At 71.5% G+C, this 23,284-nt stretch carries 20 protein-coding genes; 5 read left to right on the plus strand and 15 right to left on the minus strand.

The annotated features are described in order from the left end of the window. Positions 1-135: 135 nt before the first annotated feature. From ACIBQ6_RS30095 to pgsA, 11 genes are all read right to left on the minus strand, one after another. On the minus strand, positions 136-885 hold the full coding sequence (locus ACIBQ6_RS30095; protein WP_352322550.1) for a YebC/PmpR family DNA-binding transcriptional regulator: 750 nt from the start codon (positions 883-885) through the stop codon (positions 136-138). A 3-nt stretch (positions 886-888) separates the two neighbouring features. Further along, a complete protein-coding gene (gene pdxT / locus ACIBQ6_RS30100; RefSeq protein ID WP_358285742.1) occupies positions 889-1,512 on the minus strand; it encodes a pyridoxal 5'-phosphate synthase glutaminase subunit PdxT in 624 nt (207 codons plus the stop codon). Positions 1,513-1,558: 46 nt separating this feature from the next. Then, on the minus strand, positions 1,559-2,755 hold the full coding sequence (locus ACIBQ6_RS30105; RefSeq protein WP_358285740.1) for an MFS transporter: 1,197 nt from the start codon (positions 2,753-2,755) through the stop codon (positions 1,559-1,561). A gap of 9 nt (positions 2,756-2,764) precedes the next feature. Then, complete coding sequence (locus tag ACIBQ6_RS30110; RefSeq protein ID WP_352361412.1) at positions 2,765-3,199, minus strand: MarR family transcriptional regulator; 435 nt, start codon at positions 3,197-3,199, stop codon at positions 2,765-2,767. A gap of 87 nt (positions 3,200-3,286) precedes the next feature. Further along, positions 3,287-4,993 carry an alkaline phosphatase D family protein gene (locus ACIBQ6_RS30115; RefSeq protein WP_397215981.1) on the minus strand — a complete coding sequence of 569 codons (1,707 nt, stop codon included), beginning with the start codon at positions 4,991-4,993 and terminating at the stop codon, positions 3,287-3,289. Positions 4,994-5,184: 191 nt separating this feature from the next. Then, positions 5,185-6,090, minus strand: coding sequence for a pyridoxal 5'-phosphate synthase lyase subunit PdxS (gene pdxS / locus ACIBQ6_RS30120; RefSeq protein WP_397215983.1), 906 nt, complete (start codon positions 6,088-6,090; stop codon positions 5,185-5,187). Between the two features lie 124 nt (positions 6,091-6,214). Next, on the minus strand, positions 6,215-7,219 hold the full coding sequence (locus ACIBQ6_RS30125; protein ID WP_358285731.1) for a DUF3048 domain-containing protein: 1,005 nt from the start codon (positions 7,217-7,219) through the stop codon (positions 6,215-6,217). A 79-nt stretch (positions 7,220-7,298) separates the two neighbouring features. After that, a complete protein-coding gene (locus ACIBQ6_RS30130; protein WP_352322557.1) occupies positions 7,299-7,841 on the minus strand; it encodes a hypothetical protein in 543 nt (180 codons plus the stop codon). A 32-nt stretch (positions 7,842-7,873) separates the two neighbouring features. Then, positions 7,874-9,004 carry a glycosyltransferase family 4 protein gene (locus ACIBQ6_RS30135; RefSeq protein WP_352361402.1) on the minus strand — a complete coding sequence of 377 codons (1,131 nt, stop codon included), beginning with the start codon at positions 9,002-9,004 and terminating at the stop codon, positions 7,874-7,876. After that, a complete protein-coding gene (locus tag ACIBQ6_RS30140; protein ID WP_397215985.1) occupies positions 9,001-9,909 on the minus strand; it encodes a phosphatidylinositol mannoside acyltransferase in 909 nt (302 codons plus the stop codon). Before ACIBQ6_RS30140 ends, ACIBQ6_RS30135 begins: the two co-directional genes overlap by 4 nt. Beyond that, positions 9,906-10,508 carry a phosphatidylinositol phosphate synthase gene (pgsA, locus tag ACIBQ6_RS30145; protein ID WP_358285727.1) on the minus strand — a complete coding sequence of 201 codons (603 nt, stop codon included), beginning with the start codon at positions 10,506-10,508 and terminating at the stop codon, positions 9,906-9,908. The genes ACIBQ6_RS30140 and pgsA overlap by 4 nt, the downstream gene beginning before the upstream one ends. 163 nt (positions 10,509-10,671) lie before the next feature. On the opposite strand from pgsA, the gene ACIBQ6_RS30150 reads away from it, so the two are divergent. Together ACIBQ6_RS30150 and ACIBQ6_RS30155 are read left to right on the plus strand one after the other, a co-directional pair. Further along, positions 10,672-12,822, plus strand: a complete 2,151-nt coding sequence (locus ACIBQ6_RS30150) for an elongation factor G-like protein EF-G2 (RefSeq protein WP_397215987.1) — start codon at positions 10,672-10,674, stop codon at positions 12,820-12,822. 204 nt (positions 12,823-13,026) lie between these two features. Continuing rightward, positions 13,027-14,544, plus strand: coding sequence for a glycoside hydrolase family 10 protein (locus ACIBQ6_RS30155; protein ID WP_397215989.1), 1,518 nt, complete (start codon positions 13,027-13,029; stop codon positions 14,542-14,544). 82 nt (positions 14,545-14,626) lie between these two features. On the opposite strand, the gene ACIBQ6_RS30160 is transcribed toward ACIBQ6_RS30155, so the two are convergent. Beyond that, a complete protein-coding gene (locus ACIBQ6_RS30160; protein WP_397215991.1) occupies positions 14,627-15,952 on the minus strand; it encodes a PLP-dependent aminotransferase family protein in 1,326 nt (441 codons plus the stop codon). 90 nt (positions 15,953-16,042) lie between these two features. Between ACIBQ6_RS30160 and ACIBQ6_RS30165 the strand changes: the two genes are divergently transcribed. After that, entirely contained in the window at positions 16,043-16,942 is a 900-nt protein-coding gene (locus ACIBQ6_RS30165; protein ID WP_397215993.1) for a branched-chain amino acid transaminase, read from the plus strand. 107 nt (positions 16,943-17,049) lie between these two features. Next, positions 17,050-19,125, plus strand: a complete 2,076-nt coding sequence (locus ACIBQ6_RS30170; protein WP_397215995.1) for a hypothetical protein — start codon at positions 17,050-17,052, stop codon at positions 19,123-19,125. A 70-nt stretch (positions 19,126-19,195) separates the two neighbouring features. Here the strand turns inward: ACIBQ6_RS30170 and ACIBQ6_RS30175 are convergent, their stop codons facing one another. Next, positions 19,196-19,729, minus strand: a complete 534-nt coding sequence (locus ACIBQ6_RS30175) for an HIT family protein (protein WP_387665085.1) — start codon at positions 19,727-19,729, stop codon at positions 19,196-19,198. Between the two features lie 83 nt (positions 19,730-19,812). Between ACIBQ6_RS30175 and ACIBQ6_RS30180 the strand changes: the two genes are divergently transcribed. Beyond that, positions 19,813-20,535 (plus strand): PIG-L deacetylase family protein, encoded by a 723-nt coding sequence (locus ACIBQ6_RS30180; protein ID WP_397215998.1) that lies wholly within the window; start codon positions 19,813-19,815, stop codon positions 20,533-20,535. 116 nt (positions 20,536-20,651) lie between these two features. On the opposite strand, the gene thrS is transcribed toward ACIBQ6_RS30180, so the two are convergent. After that, on the minus strand, positions 20,652-22,613 hold the full coding sequence (gene thrS / locus ACIBQ6_RS30185) for a threonine--tRNA ligase (protein ID WP_358285709.1): 1,962 nt from the start codon (positions 22,611-22,613) through the stop codon (positions 20,652-20,654). A 64-nt stretch (positions 22,614-22,677) separates the two neighbouring features. Continuing rightward, a complete protein-coding gene (locus tag ACIBQ6_RS30190) occupies positions 22,678-23,274 on the minus strand; it encodes a glycoside hydrolase family 25 protein (protein ID WP_352361380.1) in 597 nt (198 codons plus the stop codon). Between the last annotated feature and the right edge of the window lie 10 nt (positions 23,275-23,284).

A 23,284-nucleotide genomic window follows, 5' to 3' on the forward strand; every position in this document is an offset into this window, starting at 1 on the left:
GCGCACGCGTAACGGCCGGGCGGGCATTTGGTGTCGAACCCCCGCGGGCCCGGCAAGTGGCAGGTCAAGGGCGGAAACCGGCCCTGGGAAAGAGTGAGGGCCCGGGGTCGCCCCCGGGCCCTCGGTGGCGCGGGATCAGTCGAGGGCGGCCAGGACGTCGTCGGAGACGTCGAAGTTGGCGTAGACGTTCTGGACGTCGTCGCTGTCCTCCAGCGCGTCGATCAGGCGGAACACCTTCTTGGCGCCCTCCTCGTCGAGCGGCACGCTCATCGTCGGCAGGAAGCTCGACTCGGCCGAGTCGTAGTCGATGCCGGCCTCCTGGAGCGCCTTGCGGACCGGCACGAGGTCGCCGGCCTCGGAGACGACCTCGAAGGAGTCGCCCATGTCGTTGACCTCTTCGGCGCCCGCGTCGAGCACGGCCATCAGGACGGTGTCCTCGTCGAGGCCGTTCTTGGGCACGATCACGACGCCCTTGCGGTTGAACATGTACGACACCGAGCCCGGGTCGGCCAGCGAGCCGCCGTTGCGGGTCAGCGCGACGCGGACCTCGGAGGCGGCGCGGTTGCGGTTGTCGGTGAGGCACTCGATGAGCACCGCGACGCCGCCGGGCGCGTAGCCCTCGTACATGATGGTCTGCCAGTCGGCGCCGCCGGCCTCCAGGCCGCCGCCGCGCTTGCGCGCCCGCTCGATGTTGTCGTTGGGCACGGAGTTCTTCTTGGCCTTGAAGATGGCGTCGAAGAGGGTGGGGTTGGCGTCCGGGTCAGGGCCACCGGTCCGTGCCGCCACCTCGATGTTCTTGATGAGCTTCGCGAACAGCTTGCCGCGCTTGGCGTCGAGCGCGGCCTTCTTGTGCTTCGTCGTCGCCCATTTGGAGTGGCCGGACATTACCTAGAGCTCCCTCACCATGTCTACGAAGTAACGGTGCACGCGCGTGTCCCCGGTCAGCTCGGGGTGGAACGAGGTCGCGAGCAACGGCCCTTGACGGACCGCGACGATCCTATCCCCAGGCTCGGCCGTGCCCAGCACCTGAACGTCAGTGCCGATCGATTCCACCCACGGAGCACGGATGAACACAGCGTGGACGCGTTCGCCCGCGAAGTCCAGGTCCGACTCGAACGAGTCCACCTGGCGGCCGAAGGCGTTGCGCCTGACCACCATGTCGATGCCGCCGATGGTCTGCTGGCCCTCGATGCCGTCCTCGATGCGGTCGGCCAGCATGATCATGCCGGCGCACGAGCCGTAGGCGGGCAGGCCCTCCTTGATCCGCATCCGCAGCGGTTCCAGCATGTCGAAGGTGTCGGCGAGCTTCCACATGGTGGTCGACTCGCCGCCGGGGATCACCAGGCCGTCGACCGCGTCGAGCTCGGCCGGGCGGCGCACGGCGACGGCCGACGCGCCGGCCTCCTGGAGCATGCGCGCATGCTCGCGCACGTCTCCCTGGAGAGCGAGTACACCGATCGTGGGCACAGCGATCCTTCCGTCAAGGTCCGGTTTCCGACAATTCAACACCATGATGGCCCGGCATCTTCCTACCAGAGCACTCTGGCGTAAAGCGGGGTCAGGCGGCGGCCTGGACGGCGTCCACGCGGGCCAGGGCGCTCAGGTGGTGGCGGCGGGCGTACAGGAAGGCCATGCCGATCGCGCAGCAGGCGGCCCCGACGACGTAGGGGACGGCGATGCCGATCTCCTCGCCGAGCTTGGTCGCGACGAACGGCGCCAGCGCGCCGCCCATCCAGCGCACGAAGTTGTACCCGGCCGAGGCGACGGGCCTCGGGGCGTCGGAGACCTCCATGGCCGACTCGGTGAAGACGGTGTTGTTCAGCCCGATCGGGATGCCGGACAGGACGGTGAACACGATGATCCCGGCGTGCGCCCCGGCCGTCCCCGACACGGCGATGCCGACCTGGAAGAGCGCGAGCAGGCCCAGGGCCAGGTGCAGCACGTTCACCGAGCCGATCCTGCGCTGCAGCGGCGGCGCGCCGAACACCGAGGCCAGCGCCACGCAGACGCCCCAGCCGAAGAACACCGCGCCGATGCCGTACGGCGACATGTGCAGGATGAACGGGGTGAAGGCGAGGATCGTGAAGAAGGCGAAGTTGTAGAACAGGGCGGTGAAGGCGGTCGTGGACAGCCCGCCGTGGGCCAGGGCCCGGATGGGGGCGCTGAGCCTGGTCTTGACCGCGGGCTTGGGGCCCGTCCTGAGCAGGGTGGCGATCAGCACGAAGCCGGCGGCCATCAGCGTGGCGGTGCCGAAGAACGGCGCCCGCCAGTTCCAGTCGCCGAGCAGCGCGCCGACCAGCGGGCCGGCGGAGATGCCGAGACCGAGCGCGGCCTCGTACAGGATGATGGCCGACTCCGCGCCGCCGCTGGCCGCGCCGACGATGACGGCCAGCGCGGTGGCCACGAACAGGGCGTTGCCGAGACCCCAGCCGGCGCGGAAGCCGACGAGCTCGGCGACGCTGCCGGAGGTGCCGGCCAGCGCGGCGAACACCACGACCAGCGCCAGCCCGGCCAGCAGCGTGCGCTTGCCGCCGATGCGGCTGGAGACCCAGCCGGTGATCAGCATGGCCACGGCGGTGACCAGGAAGTAGCTGGTGAACAGCAGGGACACCTGGCTGGGCGTGGCGTGCAGCCCTTGGGCGATGGAGGGCAGGATGGGGTCGACGAGGCCGATGCCCATGAAGGCCACGACCGCGGCGAACGCGGTGGCCCAGACGGACATCGGCTGGCGCAGGATTCCGCCGCCGGTTTGCATGTTGTCCCCTTACTGGGTGGTTCTGTCGATGCCGAGCTTGGCCAGGACGGGCAGGGCCGCCGCGAGCACGTCGCGTTCGTCGTCGGTGAGCGCGGCCAGGTCCTGGGCGAGGCGGGCGATCCTGGCCCGGCGCACGGCGTGCAGCCGGTCGCGGCCCTCGCCGGTGAGCTCGACCGTCCTGACGCGGGCGTCGGCCGGGTCGGAGCCGCGCGCCACCAGGCCCGCGTACTCCAGCCGGTTGATCTGCACGGTCATGGTCGGCAGCTGGACGGCGTGCTCCTCGGCCAGCTCGGTCATCCGGCGCGGGCCGTGTTCGAGCGAGCCGAGCACGGCGTACTGCTGGGTGGTGACGGGCTGGCCGGCGCTGGAGCGCCGCAGCAGCAGGACCAGGTGGCGCAGCACCTTGGAGACCTGCTCGGCCATCTGGGTGGGATCGTCCCTCATACTTAGCCCAACTAACTTAGCCTGGCTAATATTCCGGGCGAAGAAAAGGCGGCGTCCCAGCCCCCGGGGACGCCGCCTGCCTCAGGGCTACGGGCGTTCGGTCTCCAGCCGGACGGTGTCCTCCACCGTCACCTGCTTCCTGGCGCCGATCGCCGGGTCCAGCGGCCGCAGGTACGTCTGCCGCACCCCCGGCACCCGGTCCTCCACCACGAACGTCGCCCGCGTGTACGCCTGCGCCCCAGGCTCGCGCACCTGCGGCACGACCTTGAAGTCGGCCGTGAGCAGGTCGCGCTCGATCTTCGTCAGCACGTATCCGCGCTGGTTGTTGTAGAACTTCAGATGCGGGTTGATCGTCAGGTACGGATGCGTCGCCGGGTCGGAGTCCGCGCCGTCGCCGCCCGTGGTGATGGAGGTGGCCACGAGTTCCGAGCCCACGGTGGGCCCGGTCGGGTCGTCGTAGTCGAGCTTGAGGTCGCTGGCCCAGTGGGCGTGCACGTCGCCGGTCAGCACCACCGGGTTGCGCACCTCGGCGTCCACCCAGCCCTGGGTGATGCGCCGGCGGGAGGCGACGTAGCCGTCCCAGGCGTCCATCGAGGTGATCTTGGCGGGGCCGGCGTTGTTGTCGCGCTGGGCGAAGAACACCTGCTGGCCCAGGATGTCCCACTGGGCCCGCGAGCGGTGGAAGCCGTCGATCAGCCACTGCTCCTGCGCCGCGCCGGTGATCGAGCGCGCCGGGTCCACGGCGGCCGGGCAGTCGCGGTAGCCGTCGCCGCAGCCCTGGTCGTCGCGGTACTGGCGGGTGTCCATCATGTGGAAGGTGGCCATCCTGCCCCACCGGATCCGCCGGTAGAGCTGCATGTCGATGCCGCGCGGGATCGACGTGCGGCGCAGCGGCATGTTCTCGTAGTAGGCGCGGAAGGCGGCGGCGCGGCGGGCCAGGAAGTCCGGCTGGGGCACCTCCGGCTTCTCCGGCACCTCGTCGGCCCAGTTGTTGTCCAGCTCGTGGTCGTCCCAGACGACCAGCCAGGGCGCGGCGGCGTGCGCGGCCTGCAGGTCGGGGTCGGCCTTGTACTGGGCGTGCCGCTGGCGGTAGCCGGCCAGGGTCTCGGTCTCGGGGCCCTCGTGGTCGCGGACGTTGCCGCCCGGGATGGTGTAGGTGTCCTTGGTGTACTCGTACTGGTAGTCGCCCAGGTGCAGGATCAGGTCCGGGTGCTCCTCGGCCAGCCTGCGGTAGGAGGTGAACCAGCCGTGCTCGTACTGGGCGCAGGAGACGAAGGCCATCGACAGCGCGCCGCCGTAGGACAGCGGATGCGGGGCCGTGCGCGCCCGTCCCATGGGCGAGACGTACGGGCCGACGCGGAAGCGGTACCAGTAGTCCCGGTCCGAGCTCAGCCGGTCGACCTCGACGTGCACGCTGTGCCCCCACGCCGGCACGGCGACGGCCACCCCCGACCGGACGACGCGGCGCCCGCGCTCGTCGGCGTAGACCTGCCACTGCACCGGGAACGGGCGCTGCGGCATGCCGCCGAAGCCGTCCTCGGCCAGCGGGTTCTGCGCCAGCCTGGTCCACAGCACGAACCCCTCGTGGTCGGGGTCGCCGCAGGCCACGCCGAGCGTGAAGGGGTCGGTGGACAGCCCGCGCGAGGCCAGTGCCTGCGAGGTCTCAGTGGCGGTCTCAGTGGCGGTCTCTGCGGCGGGGTCCGGCTCGGCGCTCGCCGCCGTGGCGGGGATCGCGGCGGCGGCGCCCGCCGCCAGGCCGGTGACCAGGAAGTGCCGTCGGTTCAGCTGGGACACGGTGCGCTCCTCGGGACGATCAAGGGTGAGGGTCGCCCGTAGCCTGACCGAGTCTCATGACAGGCCGGTGAACCGCGGACAACACGAAAGAGGCGACATCCTTCGCGAATGCCGCCTCTTACGAAGCTTTTCATCGTCACATGACGATCATGGACCTACGGCGTGCCGCCGGCCTGCGACGACGCGCCGGTTCACCAGCCGCGCTCGGCCAGCCGGTGCGGCTGCGGGATCTCGTCGACGTTGATGCCGACCATGGCCTCGCCGAGACCGCGCGAGACCTTGGCGACGACGTCGGCGTCGTCGTAGAACGTGGTGGCCTTGACGATGGCCGCGGCGCGCTTGGCCGGGTCGCCCGACTTGAAGATGCCCGAGCCGACGAACACGCCCTCGGCGCCGAGCTGCATCATCATGGCGGCGTCGGCCGGGGTGGCGATGCCGCCCGCGGTGAACAGCACGACCGGCAGCTTGCCGCTCCTGGCGACCTCGGCGACCAGCTCGTAGGGGGCCTGCAGCTCCTTGGCGGCCACGTAGAGCTCGTCCTCGGCCAGCGTGGTGAGGCGCTTGATCTCGGCGCGGATGGTGCGCATGTGGGTGACGGCGTTGGAGACGTCGCCGGTGCCGGCCTCGCCCTTGGAGCGGATCATGGCCGCGCCCTCGGTGATGCGGCGCAGGGCCTCGCCCAGGTTGGTGGCGCCACAGACGAAGGGCACGGTGAACTGCCACTTGTCGATGTGGTTGGCGTAGTCGGCCGGGGTGAGCACCTCGGACTCGTCGACGTAGTCGACGCCGAGCGACTGCAGGACCTTGGCCTCGACGAAGTGGCCGATGCGGGCCTTGGCCATGACGGGGATCGACACGGCGGCGATGATGCCGTCGATCATGTCGGGGTCGCTCATCCTGGACACGCCGCCCTGGGCGCGGATGTCGGCGGGCACACGCTCAAGGGCCATGACGGCGACGGCGCCGGCATCCTCAGCGATCTTGGCCTGCTCGGGGGTGACGACGTCCATGATGACGCCACCCTTGAGCATCTCGGCCATGCCGCGCTTGACGCGGGCCGTTCCGGTGACGGGGGTGCTTTCAGGCGTGCTGGACACGGTCTTCCTCACGGGCTCTCAGGGCGGACGGTAAGTTATCAAACCCATCGTAGGTCCTGATGGACCCCTCCCCCGACATGCCACGATGTCAGGATTTGCCGCTCAAGTTATACAGAACGGTCATCTAAGGGGTGACGGGCTTGCGGCTGGCGAGCGCGATCCAGACCTGGCCGGGGGCGAAGTTCATCGGCTCGCCGCTCTCAGTGGTGAACGTCGTACCGGTCTCCTCCGATTCCCGTTCCCAGTTGGCCGCGTAGGCTTTGCCGTCGCGCAGCACGACGGCCTTGCCCTTGCCGGTGGTGTGCACGAGCGGGGTGTAGCTCTGGTGGAAGTCGTGGAACTGCGAGCGCTCGGTCTTGGTGTACTGCACGACGATCGTGGGCGCGCCGAGCTGGCCGCCCTCGGCCGCCATGTCCTTCTTGCCGTCCTGCCAGATCAGCCACTGCTTCTTGGCCTCCGACCAGGCGAAGGTGAAGCGCGCCGCGGGCCACCTGACGGTGTACGACTTCTTGTCCACGCCGCCCTCGGCGGGCGCGTCGCCGAAGGTGAAGCCGATGTCCTTGGCCTCGGTGGCCTTGGGGGCACCCGACAGCAGCTTCCTGGTGTTGGCGAACAGGTTGTAGGGGGCGTAGCGGCCCGGCTGGCGGAAGTAGGCGCCGGGGTTGCGGGTGTCGCCCACGTCGTACAGCGGGGCCTTGGCGATGAACGGCAACATCTTGGTCTGCGCGCCGGAGTAGGCGAACGCCGGCTTGCCGAACTGCGGGACGATGTGCAGGTCGGAGATGCGGGCGCTGCGCACCGGGCCCACCTTGGCCGGGATCTTCGAGGAGAAGATCGCCATGAGCCGGGTCAGGCCGGCCTCGACCTGCTCGACGTAGACGACGTCCGCGCTCTTGAGCCCGAGCTGGGGCTTGCCCGCGGCGGTGTTCTCGATCTTCACCGCGAGCACCGGCTTGAGCTCCTCGAAGGGCTGCCCGGTGAACGGGTGCCCCTCGGCCTGCTCGGTGGGCTCCTCGGAGGGGGCGGCGGTGGCCGCCTGCGGCGCCTTGCCGGACGCGGGGGGCTCGTCGGACGAGCAGGCCGCGACGGGCCCCAGCACGGCCGCTCCTGCCAGAGTCACCGAGATCATCCGGGATAGCCGCACCTTGCAACAACTCCTCGCCTTTGCCCAGAAATCGGGAGAAGCTTACCGGCCTCCCCACAATTGGTCATTCAGGCGACATAGTTGCGGGCGGATTGTCATCAATCTCGAAGAATTCCGGGAACTCGGTGTGACCGGCCAATCGCAGCGTCCTGGCCAGCCAGCGCCGCTGCGCCGTACGGGTGACCCCGACCGCGTTGTTGTAGAACCGACGCGAATAGACGACCTTGGCCACCGCCGCGTCGAGCTCCTCCAGCAGGTCGCCGCCGCCGGGCGCCTCGGCCAGCTTCTCCCTGAAACGCTCCTGGTCGGCCGCGGCCCGCAGGGCCCGCGACAGGTCGCTCTCGGCGTGCTCGCGCTCCTCGGGCCCGGCGATCCTGGCCTCGTGGGCGGCGGCGGCCAGCACCAGCGAGGTCGCGGGGTCGAGCAGGCGCGAGCCAGCCAGTTCGAGCACCACGGCCCGGCGCCGCATGAGCGCGGCGTCCAGCGCCTCGCGGGCCAGTTCGAGCCGGATGTGCAGGCGGTCGAGCCGGCCCGCGCGCCAGGAGATGTAGACGGCCGTGAGCACGACGACGATGCCCACGATCAGCACGATCATGGTGGATGTCACAGCGGTTCCCTACAGGAGCTCTCGGCAGGCGGTCACAGGTCTTCCTCCACCCGGCCCGCGCCGCTGGTGGTCACCGTCTCGTAGACGCGCACCACGTCGCGGGCGACCGTGGACCAGTCGTACTTCCTGACCGCCACCAGCGCCTCGGCGGCCAGTTTGGCGCGCCGCTCGGGCGCGTCGAGCAGCGCGGCGGCCTCGCGGGCGAGCGAGGCGGCGTCGCCGTTGGCGAACAGCGCGCCGGCCTGCCCCTCGCCCAGCACCTTGCGGAAGGCCGGGATGTCGCTGGCCAGCACCGTCGCCCCCGAGGCCATGGCCTCGGCCAGCACGATGCCGAAGCTCTCGCCCCGGGTGTTGGGGGCGCAGAACACGTCGACCGAGTGGTAGGCGCGGATCTTGTCGGCCTCGCTCACCATGCCGAGCACGGTGACCCGCTCGTGGAAGGGCTTGGGCACCTTGTCGTAGACGTCCTTGGCGTCGCCTGGCCCGGCGATGAGCAGCTTCAGGCCGGGACGCTCGGCGGCCAGGGCGTTGAAGGCGTCGAGCAGGATCGGCAGGCCCTTGCGCTCTTCGTCCATGCGGCCGAGGAAGCCGATGGTGGCGCCGTCGGGGCCCCAGCCGGGCAGCGGCTCGGCCTCGGTGTAACGGGCCACGGTCACCCCGTTGGGGATCAGCACGGTGTCGCCGCCGAACTGCTCGACCAGGCTCTTGCGCGCCGCGTCGGAGACCGCGATGCGGCCGCTCAGCTTCTCCAGCGCGCTGCGCAGCAGCGGTTCGGCCACCGCGATGGCGCGTGAGCGGGTGAAGGAGGCGTGGAAGGTGGCCACGATCGGCCCCTTGGCCGCCCAGCAGGCCAGCACGCCGAGGCTCGGGATCAGCGGCTCGTGGATGTGCAGCACGTCGAAGTCGCCCGTACGCACCCAGCGCCGCACCCGCGCGGCCGACAGGAACCCGAACGACATCCGGGCCACCGACCCGTTGTAGGGCACCGGCACCGCCCGGCCGGCGCCCGTCACGTACGGGGGCAGCTCGTCGTCGTCGGCGGCCGGCGCGATGACCGAGACCTCGTGCCCCTGCGCCATCAGCGCCTGGGCCAGGTCGTCGATGTGCTGCTTGACCCCGCCCGGCATGTCCCAGGAATAGGGGCAGACGATGCCGACCTTCATTTCGGCAGGTCCTCCAGCCAGAGCCGCTGCAACATGTGCCAGTCCTCCGGGTGCTCGGCGATGCCCTTCTCGAAGACGTCCGTCATGGCCTGGGCGACGGCCGCCACCTTCTCCTGCCGGGTGCCCTCGGCGGGCACCGGGATCTCCTCGTGGATGTGGATGCCCCAGTCGTCGCCCACGAAGTAGACGGTGGCCGGCAGCAGCGCGGCGCCGGTCTGGACGGCCAGCAGCGGCGGGCCTGCGGGCACCTTGGTGGCGGCGCCGAAGAAGCGCACCTCGATGCCGCTCTTGGTCAGGTCGCGCTCGGCGGGCAGGCAGACCACGCCGCCCTTGCGCACGCGGCCGGCGAGGGTGCCGAAGTTGTGGCCGTCGCCGCCGGTGAGCGGCAGCACCTCCATGCCGAGCCCCTCGCGGAAGGCGACGTAGCGCCGGAACAGCGACTCGGGCTTCAGCCGCTCGGCGACCGTGGTGAACGGATGGCCGACGCCGACCAGCCAGGCGCCCGCCGCGTCCCAGTTGCCCATGTGCGGCAGGGCCAGCACCACGCCCCGGCCCGTGGCCAGGGTGTCGTGGATGTGCTCGGCCCCGATGACGTGAGTGCGCCGGACGATCTCCGGCCGCGGGATCGAGGGCAGGCGGAAGACCTCGTGGAAGTAGCGGAAGTAGGAGCGCATGCCGGCCCTGCTCAGCTCGCGCAGCTCCGCGCTGCCGGCGTCGATGCCGGTGACCCTGGCCAGGTTGGACTCCAGGCGGCGCACGGACTTGCCGCGCTTGCGCCACACCCGGTCGGCCAGGAGGCGGAAGACCGCCGCCGTGGGCCGCTGGGGCAGCAGCGGGACCAGTTTCCAGCCCGCCGCGAAGCCCGCCGCCACGATGCGGTCGCCGATGGAGGTCTTCTCGCTCATCGCTCCCTCGTCTGCCGGTGGACGTGCACGACCCGCTGCACGACGGTGATGGTGGAGGCCGCCGCCAGCAGCCACATCCCGAGCGGCAGCACATACGGCACCCCGACCCCCGAGAAGAAGGTCGCGACCAGGGCCACGACCAGCCGCTCGGGACGCTCGGCCAGCCCCACGTCCGCCGTGAGCCCGAGGCCCTCGGCCCTGGCCTTGGCGTAGGAGACCAGGGACCCGGCGACGAGGCAGGCCAGCGTCACGCCGGCCATCAGCGTGTCGCCCCCGGCGACGAAGTACAGGATCAGGCCGGCGAAGATGGCGGCGTCGGCCACCCGGTCGAGCGTGGAGTCGAGGAAGGCGCCCCAGACGGTGCCCCCCTTGCCGCCGAGCCGGGCCACGACGCCGTCGAGCAGGTCGAACAGCACGAAGACGGTGATGAGCAGCGCCCCCCAGGCCAGCTGGCCCAGCGGGAACAGGAGCAGGGCCGAGATCACCGTGCCGAGGGTGCCGATCGCCGTGACGGCGTTCGGGCCGATCCCGCGGCCGACGAGAGCCCTGCCCAGCGGGGTGAGTATCCGGGTCATGGCCGGTCGCAGGAGTTTGAGCATCGCGGTCCGATCGTAGGCCATCACGTGAGCGGCCACTTTCTTTGCCCCGCACCCCTTGTGATATTCGCCACAGGGGTATTTGGTGAACACACCGCGTCCATGCGGTTCCTGACACCCTCCGCGCGGGCGCGGCGTTGGATGCACCGACGACGTGGGAGGCGAAGTGGCGGAAAGGAACTCCGGCGGGGCCATGGGAGCCGCGGGCAGGGCACCCACGGCCGACAGGGCGGACGCGATACGCAACGTCGTGCTGGTCGGCCACTCGGGAGCGGGCAAGACCACCCTGGTCGAGCAGCTGCTCGCGGCGACGGGCACCGTCCAGCGGCCGGGCCGGGTGGAGGACGGCAACACGGTCACCGACTTCGACGAGGTCGAGGTGCGCCAGCAGCGGTCGGTCAACCTGGCCCTGGCGCCGCTCGTGCACAACGGCATCAAGATCAACCTGCTCGACACCCCGGGTTACGCCGACTTCGTCGGCGACCTGCGCGCCGGGCTGCGCGCCGCCGACGCCGCCCTGTTCGTCGTGTCGGCCTCCGAGGGGATCGACGGGCTCACGCAGATGCTCTGGGAGGAGTGCGCCCAGGTCGCCATGCCCAGGGCGGTCGTGATCACCAAGATCGACCACCAGCGCGCCGACTTCGACGAGGTGCTGGCCACCTGCCAGGACGTCTTCGGCGACGGCGTCGCGCCGCTCTACCTGCCGGTGATCACCAACGGCCACGTCAACGGCCTGATCGGGCTGCTGTCGCAGAAGTTCTACAACTACGCGACCGGCGCCCGCACCGAGAAGGAGCCGGGCGCCGAGTACGAGGCGCAGATCGACGAGCGGCGCGGCGAGCTGATCGAGGGCATCATCCAGGAGAGCGAGGACGAGTCGCTCATGGACCGCTACCTGGCGGGCGAGCCCATCGACACCAAGGTCCTGGTGGACGACCTGGAGAAGGCGGTCGCCCGCGGCAGCTTCTTCCCGGTGCTGTGCAGCGGGCTAGGCGACGGCCACGCGGTGGGCATGACGGAGCTGCTGGAGCTGGTGACCCAGGGCTTCCCCTCGCCGCTGGAACACCCGATGCCCGAGATCACCGACCTGTCCGGCAAGTCGGTCGGCGGCATCGCGTGCGACCCCGACGGCCCGCTCGTGGCCGAGGTCGTCAAGACCACCAGCGACCCGTACGTGGGCCGCATCAGCCTCGTCCGCGTCTTCTCCGGCACGCTGCGCCCCGACATGACCGTGCACGTCTCCGGCCACGGCCTGGCCGACCGCGGGCACGAGGACCACGACGTCGACGAGCGCATCGGCACGCTGACCAGCCCGCTGGGCAAGACCCAGCGCCCGGCGGCCAAGGGCTCGGCCGGGGACATCGTGGCCGTGGCCAAGCTGTCGCGGGCCGAGACCGGCGACACGTTGTCGGAGGTGGACCGTCCGCTGCTGATGACGTCCTGGCAGATGCCCGATCCGCTGCTGCCGGTGGCGATCAGGGCGAAGTCGAAGGCCGACGAGGACAAACTGGCCCAGGCGCTCGGCCGGCTGGTGGCCGAGGACCCGACGCTGCGCCTGGAGAACAACGCCGAGACCCGGCAGCTCGTGCTGTGGTGCATGGGCGAGGCGCACACCGACGTGCTGCTCGACCGTCTGGCCAACCGGCACGGCGTCGAGGTCGAGCGGATCGAGCTGCGGGTGCCGCTGCGCGAGACGTTCGGCGGCCGGTGCCAGGCGATGGGCCGCAACGTCAAGCAGACCGGCGGCCACGGCCAGTACGCGATCTGCCACCTGGAGGTCGAGCCCCTGCCCTCGGGCGGCGGGTTCGAGTTCGTGGACAAGATCGTCGGCGGTGTGGTGCCCCGGCAGTTCATCCCGTCGGTGGAGAAGGGCGTGCGGGCCCAGATGGAGCGCGGCGTGGTGGCCGGCTACCCCATGGTGGACGTGCGCGTCACGCTCTACGACGGCAAGGCCCACTCGGTCGACTCCTCCGACATGGCCTTCCAGATCGCGGGCCAGCTGGCGCTGAAGGAGGCGGCCTCGAAGGTCCCGACCCTGCTGCTGGAGCCGGTGGACGAGCTGTCGGTGCTGGTGGCCGACGACCACGTGGGCTCGGTGATGTCCGACCTGTCCTCGCGGCGCGGGCGCGTGCTCGGCACCGAGCCGGTGGGCACCGGGCGCACGCTGGTCAAGGCCGAGGTGCCCGAGCTGGAGATCACCCGCTACGCCATCGACCTGCGCTCGATGTCGCACGGCACCGGGACGTTCACGCGCACGTTCCTGCGCTACGAGCCGCTGCCGCCGAACCTGGCGAGCAAGGTGGCGGCCACCGAGTGAAGGGCACGGGGTGAGCGGCGCCGAGCCGGGAGGGCGGCATGTCCCTCCCGGCCCGCACGTTTGATCACCACATCTACCGTTTCGTAACAGAAGCATCACGACTGCATTTCTTTTTTCAGGTCCGATCACGCGGGAGCAGCTGCCAGACTGGTTTGCACTATGCGAACTGGACGCCCACTCCTAGCCGCTGCAGCCCTCGCGGTCGTGACCACCAGCGCCGCCTACGTGTTCGGCCCCGGCGCGACCGAGAGCCCCGCAGCGACCAAGAAGACGACGACCACCGCCCCCGCCACCGCCGAGGCGACGGCGGCCTGCAAGCCCGACCCCCGCTACCCCAAGCGCCAGCTGCGCGGGGTGTGGATCGCGACGGTCAAGAACATCGACTGGCCCTCGCGCGCCGGCCTCGGCCAGGCCCGTCAGAAGGCCGAGTACGTCAAGATCCTCGACAGCGCGGTCAAGCGCAATCTCAACGCCGTCTTCGTCCAGGTCCGGCCCGCCTCCGACGCGCTCTACCGCTCCTCGCTGGAGCCCTGGTCGCAGTACCTGACGGGCACCGCGGGCAAGGACCCGGGCTGGGACCCGCTCCCGTTCCTCATCGACGAGGCCCACAAGCGCAACCTGGAGTTCCACGCCTGGTTCAACCCCTACCGCGCGGCCGAGACCGCCGACCTGTCCAAGCTCCCGGCGAACCACCCGGCCAAGCAGCACCGCGACTGGACGGTCACGTACGGCGGCGGCCTCTACTACAACCCCGGCCTGCCGCAGGTGCGCGAGCACGTCACCAAGGTCATCACCGACGTGGTCAGCCGCTACGACGTCGACGGCGTGCACTTCGACGACTACTTCTACCCCTATCCGGGCGGCGGCGGCACGTTCGACGACAAGGCCGCCTTCGCCAAGTACGGCAAGGGCCGGAAGCTGGCCGACTGGCGCCGCCACAACGTGAACAAGCTGGTGGCCAAGGTCGACGCGGCCGTCCACGACACGAAGAACCACGTGAAGTTCGGCATCAGCCCGTTCGGCATCTGGCGCAACAAGTCCAACGACCCCGACGGGTCGGCCACGGCCGGCATGTCCGCCTACGACTCGATCTACGCTGACGCCCGCTCCTGGATCGAGGACGGCACGGTCGACTACGTCGCCCCGCAGCTCTACTGGCCGCGCGGCTTCAAGGCGGCCGACTACAAGACGCTGACGGCCTGGTGGGCGGGCGCGGTCAAGGGCACCGACGTCCAGCTCTACATCGGCCAGGCGCTCTACCAGGTCGGCACCAGGACCAACGCCGCCTGGGCCAACCCGGGCGAGCTGTCGGCGCACCTGACGGTGAACCGGCGCTACGAGCAGGTCGACGGCGACATCTACTTCAGCGCCAAGCAGCTCCTGACCAACCCGCTCGGCGCGATCGACCGGGTGGCCAAGGAGCACTACAGCCGTCCGGCGCTGCTGCCGATCATGGAGGACCGCGGCGGCGAGGCCCCCGGCAAGCCGGCCGGCGTCAAGGCGAGCGGCTCCACCGTGTCCTGGACGCCGTCCGAGGGGGCGCGGGCCTACGCGGTGTACCGGGTGCCGGAGTCGGGCAAGGACTGCCACACCACCGACGCCCGCAACCTGGCGGCCGTGGTGACGACGGCGTCGTACCCGGCCAAGCCGGGCACGTACCTGATCACCTCGCTCGACCGGCAGCACCACGAGAGCAAACCGGTGAAGGTCAAGGTGGGCTGAGCCGAGGCCCGTCCCGCCACGTTCGTCCGCCGACGCCACGCCGGATCCCCGGCGTGGCGTCGCCGTGTTCCGGGCGGGGAGCTCAGCGGCCGGTCTGCTCCCAGGCGCGGGCCAGGGCGGCGACCGCCTGGTCGAGGAGGGCGGGCGGCAGGGCGAAGCTGAGGCGCAGGCGGTCGCGGTGGCGGCCGTCGGGGGAGAACAGTGAGCCGGGGGCGACGGCCACGCCCTGCTCGCGGGCGACGGCGGCGAACCTGTCGGTGTCGGCGCCCGGCAGCCGCACCCACGCCGACAGGCCGCCCTGAGGGCGTGACCAGGTCCACGACGGCAGGCGCGCGGACAGCGCGGCGGTGAAGTGGTCGCGGCGGCGGGCCAGCTCGGCCAGCCAGGCCGGCACGGGGTCGCCGTCGAGCAGGTCGGCGGCCAGCCGCTGGGAGACGGCGCTGGTGGCCAGGTCGGCGTCGAGCTTGGCCTCCAGCAGCCGGGCCAGCAGCGGCTCGGGGGCGGTGAGCCAGCCCACCCGCAGGCCGCCCCACAACACCTTCGACAACGAGCCCACCGTCACCGTGCCGTGCGGATGGGCCAGGGCCAGCGGCTCCGGAGGCGTACGGCCGTCGAACACCACGGGCGCGAGGGTCCGGTCCTCCACCAGCGGGACGTCCGCCGCCGCGGCCAGCTCGGCCACGTGCCGCAGGTCGGCCACGCGGCCGGTCGGGTTGTCCACCGGCAGCGCGTACACGGCGGCCGGGCGGTGGCGGGCCAGGGCGTCGCGCACGGCGGCCGGGTCGGTGAGGTCCACGGGGACGGCGTGGGCCCCGGCGCGCCGGAACACGCTGAGCGCGCCTCCGTAGGCCGGGTCGCCGACCAGCACGCGGTCGCCGGGCCGCAGCAGCACCCGGGCCGCCAGGTCGATGCCCTGCTGGGCGCCCGAGGTCACCAGGATCTCGCGATGCGGCCCGGCGTCCAGGGCGGCCAGGACGGCGCGCAGCCGCGAGTCGCCCATGGCGTCGTAGCCGTGGCCGCTCGGCGCGCGCATCAGGGCGGCGGCGTCCAGCGGGGGCACCGCCAGATGCGAGGGGTCGGGGACGACCGAGGTCGACAGGTCGGCCAGCACCGCGCCGCCCTGGAGCAGGCCGCCGAACGTCGGGACGCCCAGCACGTACGTGCCGCTGCCGTGCCGGCGTTCGCACAGGCCCTCTTCGCACAGGGCGTTGAAGGCGGCGGCGACCGTCCCGCGGCTGAGCCCGACCGCCTGGGCCAGGTCGCGCTCGGAGGGCAGGCGGGTGCCCGGGGCGATGGCGCCGGTCTGGGCCAGGTCGGTCAGCGCGCCCGCGAGCCGCCGGCTGGCCGTGCCCTTGTGGAGCCGGAGCCGGTCGCGGACCAGGGTGACAAGGTTTTCTTCTCTTCCCACGCCACTATTATCCGGTTACTGTGCCACTTATCAATGAATTGGCCTACATCTTGTGACTGTTGGCGGCCATTTACGGAGAGGAGCGGCACGATGCGCGAGGCCGAGCACATCTGGATGGACGGCGAGCTGGTGCCCTGGGGCGAGGCCCGGGTGCACGTCCTGACGCACGCCCTGCACTACGGCACCGCCGTGCTGGAGGGCACCAGGGCCTTCGACACGCCGGAGGGCCCGGCGGTGTTCCGGCTGGAGGAGCATCTGCGGCGGCTGGCGCGCAGCGCGCGGATCATCGGGATGCCGCTGCCGTACACCTTGGAGGAGCTGCGCGCGGCCACGCTGGCCACGGTCGCGGCCAACGGCCAGTCCTCGTGCTACATCCGCCACCTGGCCCACCGCGGCTACGGCGAGATGGGCGTGGCGGCGCGCGGCTGCCCGACGGTGGTCTCGATCGCGTCCTGGGAGTGGGGTGCGCTGCTGGAGGCGGGCGTGCGGCTGATGACCAGCTCGTGGCAGCGCAACGACCACCGGGTGACGCCGACCGCCGCCAAGGCCACCGGCCCCTACCTGAACTCGGTGATGGCCAAGTCCGAGGCCCTGCAGGCGGGCTTCGACGAGGCGGTGCTGCTGAACGCGGCCGGCAACGTCAGCGAGTGCACCGGCGCCAACGTCTTCGTGGTGCGCGACGGCGTGCTGACCACGCCTCCGCCGCACGCCGGCGCGCTGGAGGGCATCACGCAGGACACCGTCACGCGGCTGGCCACCGACCTGGGGCTGACGGTCACCAGGGAGGATCTGCTGCGCACCGACCTGTACACGGCCGACGAGATGTTCGTCTGCGGCACGGCGGCCGGGATCGTGCACGTCAGCGCGATCGATCACTGCGAGTTCGGCGGCCCCGGACCGGTCACCGGCAAGCTGGCCGACGCCTACGAGGCCGCCGTGCACGGGCGCGACGACCGCTACCGCCACTGGCTCACCCCCGTGCGCGGCTGACGGACCGCGCCCGCCGCCGCCCGTGAGAAGGTAGGGGAATCGGTGGCGCCGGATCGCGACGTGCTCTAGCGTGCCACGGACGTCATCGATCGCGGGAGGTCGTCGGGGTGAGGCGCGCGCTCGTGGTGCTGGCCGTTCTGGCCGGTTCCGTACTGCTCGGCCTGCAGGGCACGGCCACGGCCGGCGGCTCGGCTCCCGGTGCGGGCAGGGTGGCGCTCATCGGCGTCTCCGGCCTCAGCTGGGACGACGTCAACCAGGCCGACGCCCCCAACCTGTGGGAGCTGACGCGTGGCAGCGCGATCGGCTCGCTGTCGGTGCGCACGGTCAGCAACATCACCTGCCCCTACGACGGCTGGCTCACGGTGTCGGCCGGCACCAGGTCGGCCGCCGGTTACGCCTGCGGCGCGCCTCCCGCCCCCGAGACCCGGGGCGCGGGCGCGGTCATCCCCGACTACCGCTACCTCATCGACGTGGCCGGGCAGCGCAACGCCGGCACGCTGGGCGAGGCGCTGAAGGCCGCGGGCCGGTGCTCGATCGCGATCGGCCCCGGCGCCGCGCTCGCGCTGGCCGACCGGCAGGGCGCGGTGCCGCGCTACCACGCCTCCCCGCTCCAGGTCCGCACGGCCGACCTGGAGCAGTGCCCGCTGATCGCCATGGACGTCGACGACCTCGTCCACCCCTACCTGGCCGGCGGCAAGCTGCCCAAGGTGCCCGAGCAGCTCGGCCCGAAGGAGCGCCGCGACGCGCTGCGCCTGGCCGACGCCAAGGCCGGCGCGCTGCTGTCGATCCTGCCGCCCGGCACCACCGTGCTGCTCGCCGGCCTGTCCGACCACGGTTCCGTGCCGCACCTGCGGGTGGCCGCGCTGCGTGAGCCGGGGGCGCAGGGGCGGTTGCTGGGCGCGGCCTCCACCCGCCGCGCCGACATCTCGATCCTGCCCGACCTGACCGCGACCGTGCTGGCCCGGCTCGGCGTGCCGGCGCCGGCCACGGTCGTCGGGGTGCCGCTGCAGCTCGGCGACGCCGGTGCGACGATCGACCGGCTGCGCCGGGCCGACGCCACCGCGCAGGCCATCCGGTCGGTCAAGGGCGTCTACTTCACCGTCGTGGCGGTGTTGCAGGTGCTGTTCTATGTGGTCGCGTTCCTGCTGCTGCGGCGGCGCAAGGGCCTGTCGCCGGTGCGCCTGGCCGCGGTCGCGCTGGCCGCCCTGCCGGTCTCCAGCTACCTGGTCAACCTGCTGCCCTGGTCCACCCTGCCGCAACTGGTCGCCGGGGTGCTGGGCTGGGTCGTCGTGGTCACCGCGCTGGCCTTCGGCGGGCCCTGGCGGCGCCGTCCGCTCGGCCCGCTCGCCGTGGTGGCCGGCATCACCGCGCTCACACTCGCCGGCGACCTGCTGACGGGCACGACGTTGCAGCTCAACAGCGTCATGGGCTACAGCGCCGAGGTCGGGGCCCGCTACTACGGCCTGGGCAACATCCCGTTCGCGCTGCTGGCCACCGGCACGCTGCTGGCCACCACCGTGATCGCCCACCGCTGGCCGGGGCGGCCGGGGGTGGCCGCGATCGTGGTGCTCGGGGCGTTCGCGATGGTGCTGGGCGGCTCGGGCATGGGCAGCGACTTCGGCGGCGTGATCGCGTTCGTGCCGGGCATCGCGGTGACCGCGCTGCTGGTGGCCGGCAAGCGGGTGTCGATCGTGAAGCTGGGTGCGTTCTGCGTGGCCGGGGCGGTGATCGTGATGACGTTCGCCGTGCTCAACTACCTGCGTCCGCCCGACGAGCAGACGCACCTGGGCAGGTTCGTGGGCCAGGTGCTCAGCGGCGAGGCGTTCGAGGTGATCTTCCGTAAGCTCCAGGCCATGCTGGCCACGCTGCTCAGCCCCAACCTCATGCCCATCGTGATCGCGGCCGTGGCCTTCCTCGTCTACGCGATCCTGCGGCCCGAGCAGGCCAGCGCGGGCGTGGTGCCCGCGGCGTTCCGCCACTCCCCCGCCCTGCGGGCCGGGCTGATCGGCACGCTGGTCAGCGGGGTGATCGGGATGCTGGTCAACGACTCGGGCGCCGCGGTGTTGTCGATGGCTCTGGCGCTGGCCGTGCCGCTGCTGCTCGCGGCGGGCATCGGCGCGCTCGGCCGCGAGCAGCCGGCCGAGGCCGCCGCCCCCGCGCACCTGGCCCACGCCGGCGACTGACGCCTCGGGCGGCGGGCCCGGGATCGACGCCGCCGACCGGCGCCTCAGGCCGGCGCCGCGACCGGTGTCGTCAGTCCGCCCAGGCGTCGGCCAGGAGTTGCCGGGTGTCGTGCAGGAGCTGGGGCAGCACCTTCGTCTGGGCCACGACCGGCATGAAGTTCGTGTCGCCGCCCCACCTCGGCACGACGTGCTGGTGCAGGTGGGCGGCGATGCCGGCGCCCGCGACCTGGCCCAGGTTCATGCCCACGTTGAAGCCCTGCGCGCCGCTGGCCTTGCGCAGCGCGCGCAGCGACCGCTGGGTGAACTCGCCCAGCTCGGCGACCTCGGCCTGGGTCAGCTCGTCGTAGCCGGACACGTGCCGGAAGGGCACGACCATCAGGTGGCCGGAGTTGTAGGGGTAGAGGTTGAGGACGGCGTAGACGACCTCTCCCCTGGCCACGATCAGGCCGTCCTCGTCGCTCATCCGGGGGATCTCGTCGAACGGGCAGCCGTCGCCCGGCCCGGTGCCCGTCGGCTTGTTCTCGCCCTTGATGTAGGCCATGCGATGCGGGGTCCACAGCCGCTGGAAGTTGTCGGGCGCCCCGGCTCCTGCCTGATCGTGCATACCAAGCAGCATAGGACCCCGCGCCGAGGGGCCGCTCTTCCGGCGTGATCCGCCGCCCTCCGCGACGGGCCTAAGGTGAGGGCATGGCACAGCGACTCGACCCCATGCCCGCCGACTGGCAGCGCGCCCTGGCCGTCGTGGCCCACCCCGACGACCTGGAGTACGGCTGCGCCTCCGCCGTCGCCACCTGGACCGACGCCGGGCGCGAGGTCTCCTACCTGATCGCCACCCGCGGCGAGGCGGGCATCGACACGCTCGACCCCGCCGCGTGCGGGCCGGTGCGCGAGCGCGAGGAGCGGGCCAGCGCCGCCGTGGTGGGGGTGACCACCGTGGAGTTCCTCGACCACGCCGACGGGGTCGTCGAGTACGGGACGGCGCTCAGGAGGGACATCGCCGCCGCCATCCGCAGGCACCGCCCGGAGCTGGTGATCACCCTCAACCCCGACGACACGTGGGGCGGCACGTACTGGAACACGCCCGACCACCGGGCGGTGGGCCGGGCCGTGCTGGACGCCGCCGGAGACGCCGGAAATCGCTGGATATTTCCTGACACGCACGCCGCCCCCTGGAACGGCGTGCGCTGGGTCGCCGTCGCCGGCTCCAACTCCCCCACCCACGCCGTGGACGTCACCGACGGGCTGGAGCGGGGCGTGCGCTCGCTGCTGGAGCACCGCGCCTACATCGAGGCCCTGACCGACCAGGCCCCGGAGGTCTACGCCCGCGAGCTGATCGAGGGCTCCGCGCGGGAGGCCGCCGAACGCTTCGACGGCCGCCCGGCGGTCGCCTTCCGCCTGTTCCCCCGCTGACGCCCGGCCGGCACTGACCTCCGGCCGGCACTGAACACCCGGCCGGGGCCTGGGCCGCCCGGAGAACGGCTCAGGCCCGGCAGGCCGGGAAGGCTCGCCGGGCCTGGAGCGGCGGGTCAGACCTGGACGCGGCGTTCCACGGCGTTGACGATCTCGGCGATGGCCTCCTCGACGGGCACGCCGTTCTTCTGCTCGCCGTTGCGGTAACGGAAGGACACCGCGCCGTTGGCGATGTCGTCGTCACCGGCCAGCAGCATGTACGGGACCTTCGCCTTCTGGGCGTTGCGGATCTTCTTCTGCATGCGGTCGTCGGCCGCGTCGACCTCGACCCTGATGCCCCGCTCGCGCAGCCGCTTGGCGACGTCCTGGAGGTAGGGCACGTGGGCGTCGGCGATCGGGATGCCGACCACCTGCACCGGCGCCAGCCACGCGGGGAACGCCCCGGCGTAGTGCTCGACCAGGACGCCGAAGAAACGCTCGACCGAGCCGAACAGCGCCCGGTGGATCATGACCGGCTGCTGCCGGGAGCCGTCGGCCGCCTGGTACTGCAGGTCGAACAGCTCGGGCAGGTTGAAGTCGAGCTGGATGGTGGACATCTGCCAGGTGCGGCCGATGGCGTCGCGCACCTGGACGGAGATCTTCGGCCCGTAGAAGGCCGCGCCGCCCGGGTCCATCACCAGGTGGAGGTTCTCGGCCTCGGCCACCTCGCGCAGGGTGGTGGTGGCCTCCTCCCACACCTCGTCGGAGCCGACGAACTTCTCCGGGTCCTTGGTGGACAGCTCTAGGTAGAAGTCCTCCAGGCCGTAGTCGCGCAGCAGGTCGAGGACGAAGCGCAGCAGCGAGGTCAGCTCGTCGCGCATCTGCTCGCGGCTGCAGTAGATGTGGGCGTCGTCCTGGGTCAGGCCGCGCACCCGGGTCAGGCCGTGGACCACGCCGGACTTCTCGTAGCGGTAGACCGTGCCGAACTCGAACAGCCGCAGCGGCAGCTCGCGGTAGGACCGCCCGCGCGCCCTGAAGATCAGGTTGTGCATCGGGCAGTTCATCGGCTTGAGGTAGTAGCGGGCGCCCTCCAGCTCCATGGGCGGGAACATCCCGTCCTTGTACCAGTCGAGGTGGCCCGAGACCTGGTAGAGGTTCTCCTTGGTGATGTGCGGGGTGTTGACGAACTCGTAGCCGGCCTCCTCGTGCCTGCGCCGCGAGTAGTCCTCCATCACCTTGCGGATCACGCCGCCCTTGGGGTGGAAGACCGCCAGGCCCGAGCCCAGCTCGTCGGGGAAGGAGAACAGGTCGAGCTCGGCGCCGAGCCTGCGGTGGTCGCGCCGCTCGGCCTCCTCCAGCATCTTCAGGTATTCGTCCTGCTTGTCGCGGGACTCCCAGGCGGTGCCGTAGATGCGCTGGAGCTGCGGGTTCTTCTCGCTGCCGCGCCAGTAGGCGCCGCCGGAGCGCATGAGCTTGAACGCCGGGATCGACCGGGTGGAGGGCACGTGCGGCCCCCGGCACAGGTCCTTCCAGCACAGCTCGCCGGTCTTGGCGTCGAGGTTGTCGTAGATCGTGAGCTGCCCGGCCCCGACCTCGACGCTCTCCTCGTCGGCCGCGCCGCCCTTGAGCCCGATCAGCTCCAGCTTGTACGGCTCGCCGGCCAGCTCCTCGCGCGCCTCGTCGTCGCTGACGGCCCGGCGGGAGAACAGCTGCCCCTGCTTGACGATCTCCCGCATGCGCTTCTCGACGCGCTTGAGGTCGTCGGGGTTGAACGCCTGCTTGACGTCGAAGTCGTAGTAGAAGCCGTTCTCCACGGGCGGGCCGATGCCCAGCTTGGCCTCGGGGAACAGCTCCTGCACCGCCTGCGCCATGACGTGCGCGGTGGAGTGGCGGACGATGGCCCGGCCGTCTTCGCTGGAGACCTCGATCGGCTCGACCACGTCGTCCTGGGCCAGCGGGTGGGCGAGGTCGCGCGGCTCGCCGTTGACCCGGGCCGCGATGACGGTGCGGCCGTCGGCCTCCAGCGCCTCACCGGCCGTCGTGCCGGCCGCGACCACACGCTCGGCTCCGGCGAGGGTGATGCGTAGCTCGGCTGACACGGTGTCTCCCTTGGATCGCGCTCGATGTGCGGCACCGAGGCTGGTTCGATGGTGAACACCGATGCTATCGCGGGTGAAACCCCAGCCTTGTCAGGTCCTGGCGGGTGCCATGGAAGATGTTCCGGTCGAGCGGACTGCTGGCATATTGGTGGATTGTCCAGTCGCGCCACGGCGGCGGCACGAGGGGTTCGCCGCGCGGCCTCTCGGGGGAGGCGATCCACAGCGGGTAGTCGGCCAGGCCGGCGCAGTTCCCCGAGCGGGCGAACCAGTGGAAGGTGTAGATGAAGGGCCGCAGGCCGGCGTGCCGCTCGACGTGGTGGCACCAGCGGCGCGCGTACCTGGCGACCTGCTCGGGGCGCTGCCCGTCGCCGGTCTCCAGGTCGAGCGCCACCAGGTCGCCCCTGCGCAGGCCGCCGGCCGATCTGAGCACCGCCAGGAAGTGCCGGGCGTGCTCGATCGGGTCGCCCTTGGGCCGGGCGAAGTGGTACGCCCCGCACACCAGCCAGCTCTCGCGCATTCCTGACCAGTTGCGGGCGAACCACCGGTCGGTCCAGTCGCCGCCCTCGGTGGCCTTGGCGAAGGCGAAGGAGACTCCGGCCTCGGCGTGACCGGCCCAGTCGACGGAGCCCTGCCAGTTCGACACGTCTATGCCATGCAGCAAGCGCTTCACC

The organism is Nonomuraea sp. NPDC049655 (assembly GCF_044465465.1).
Classification (GTDB): domain Bacteria; phylum Actinomycetota; class Actinomycetes; order Streptosporangiales; family Streptosporangiaceae; genus Nonomuraea.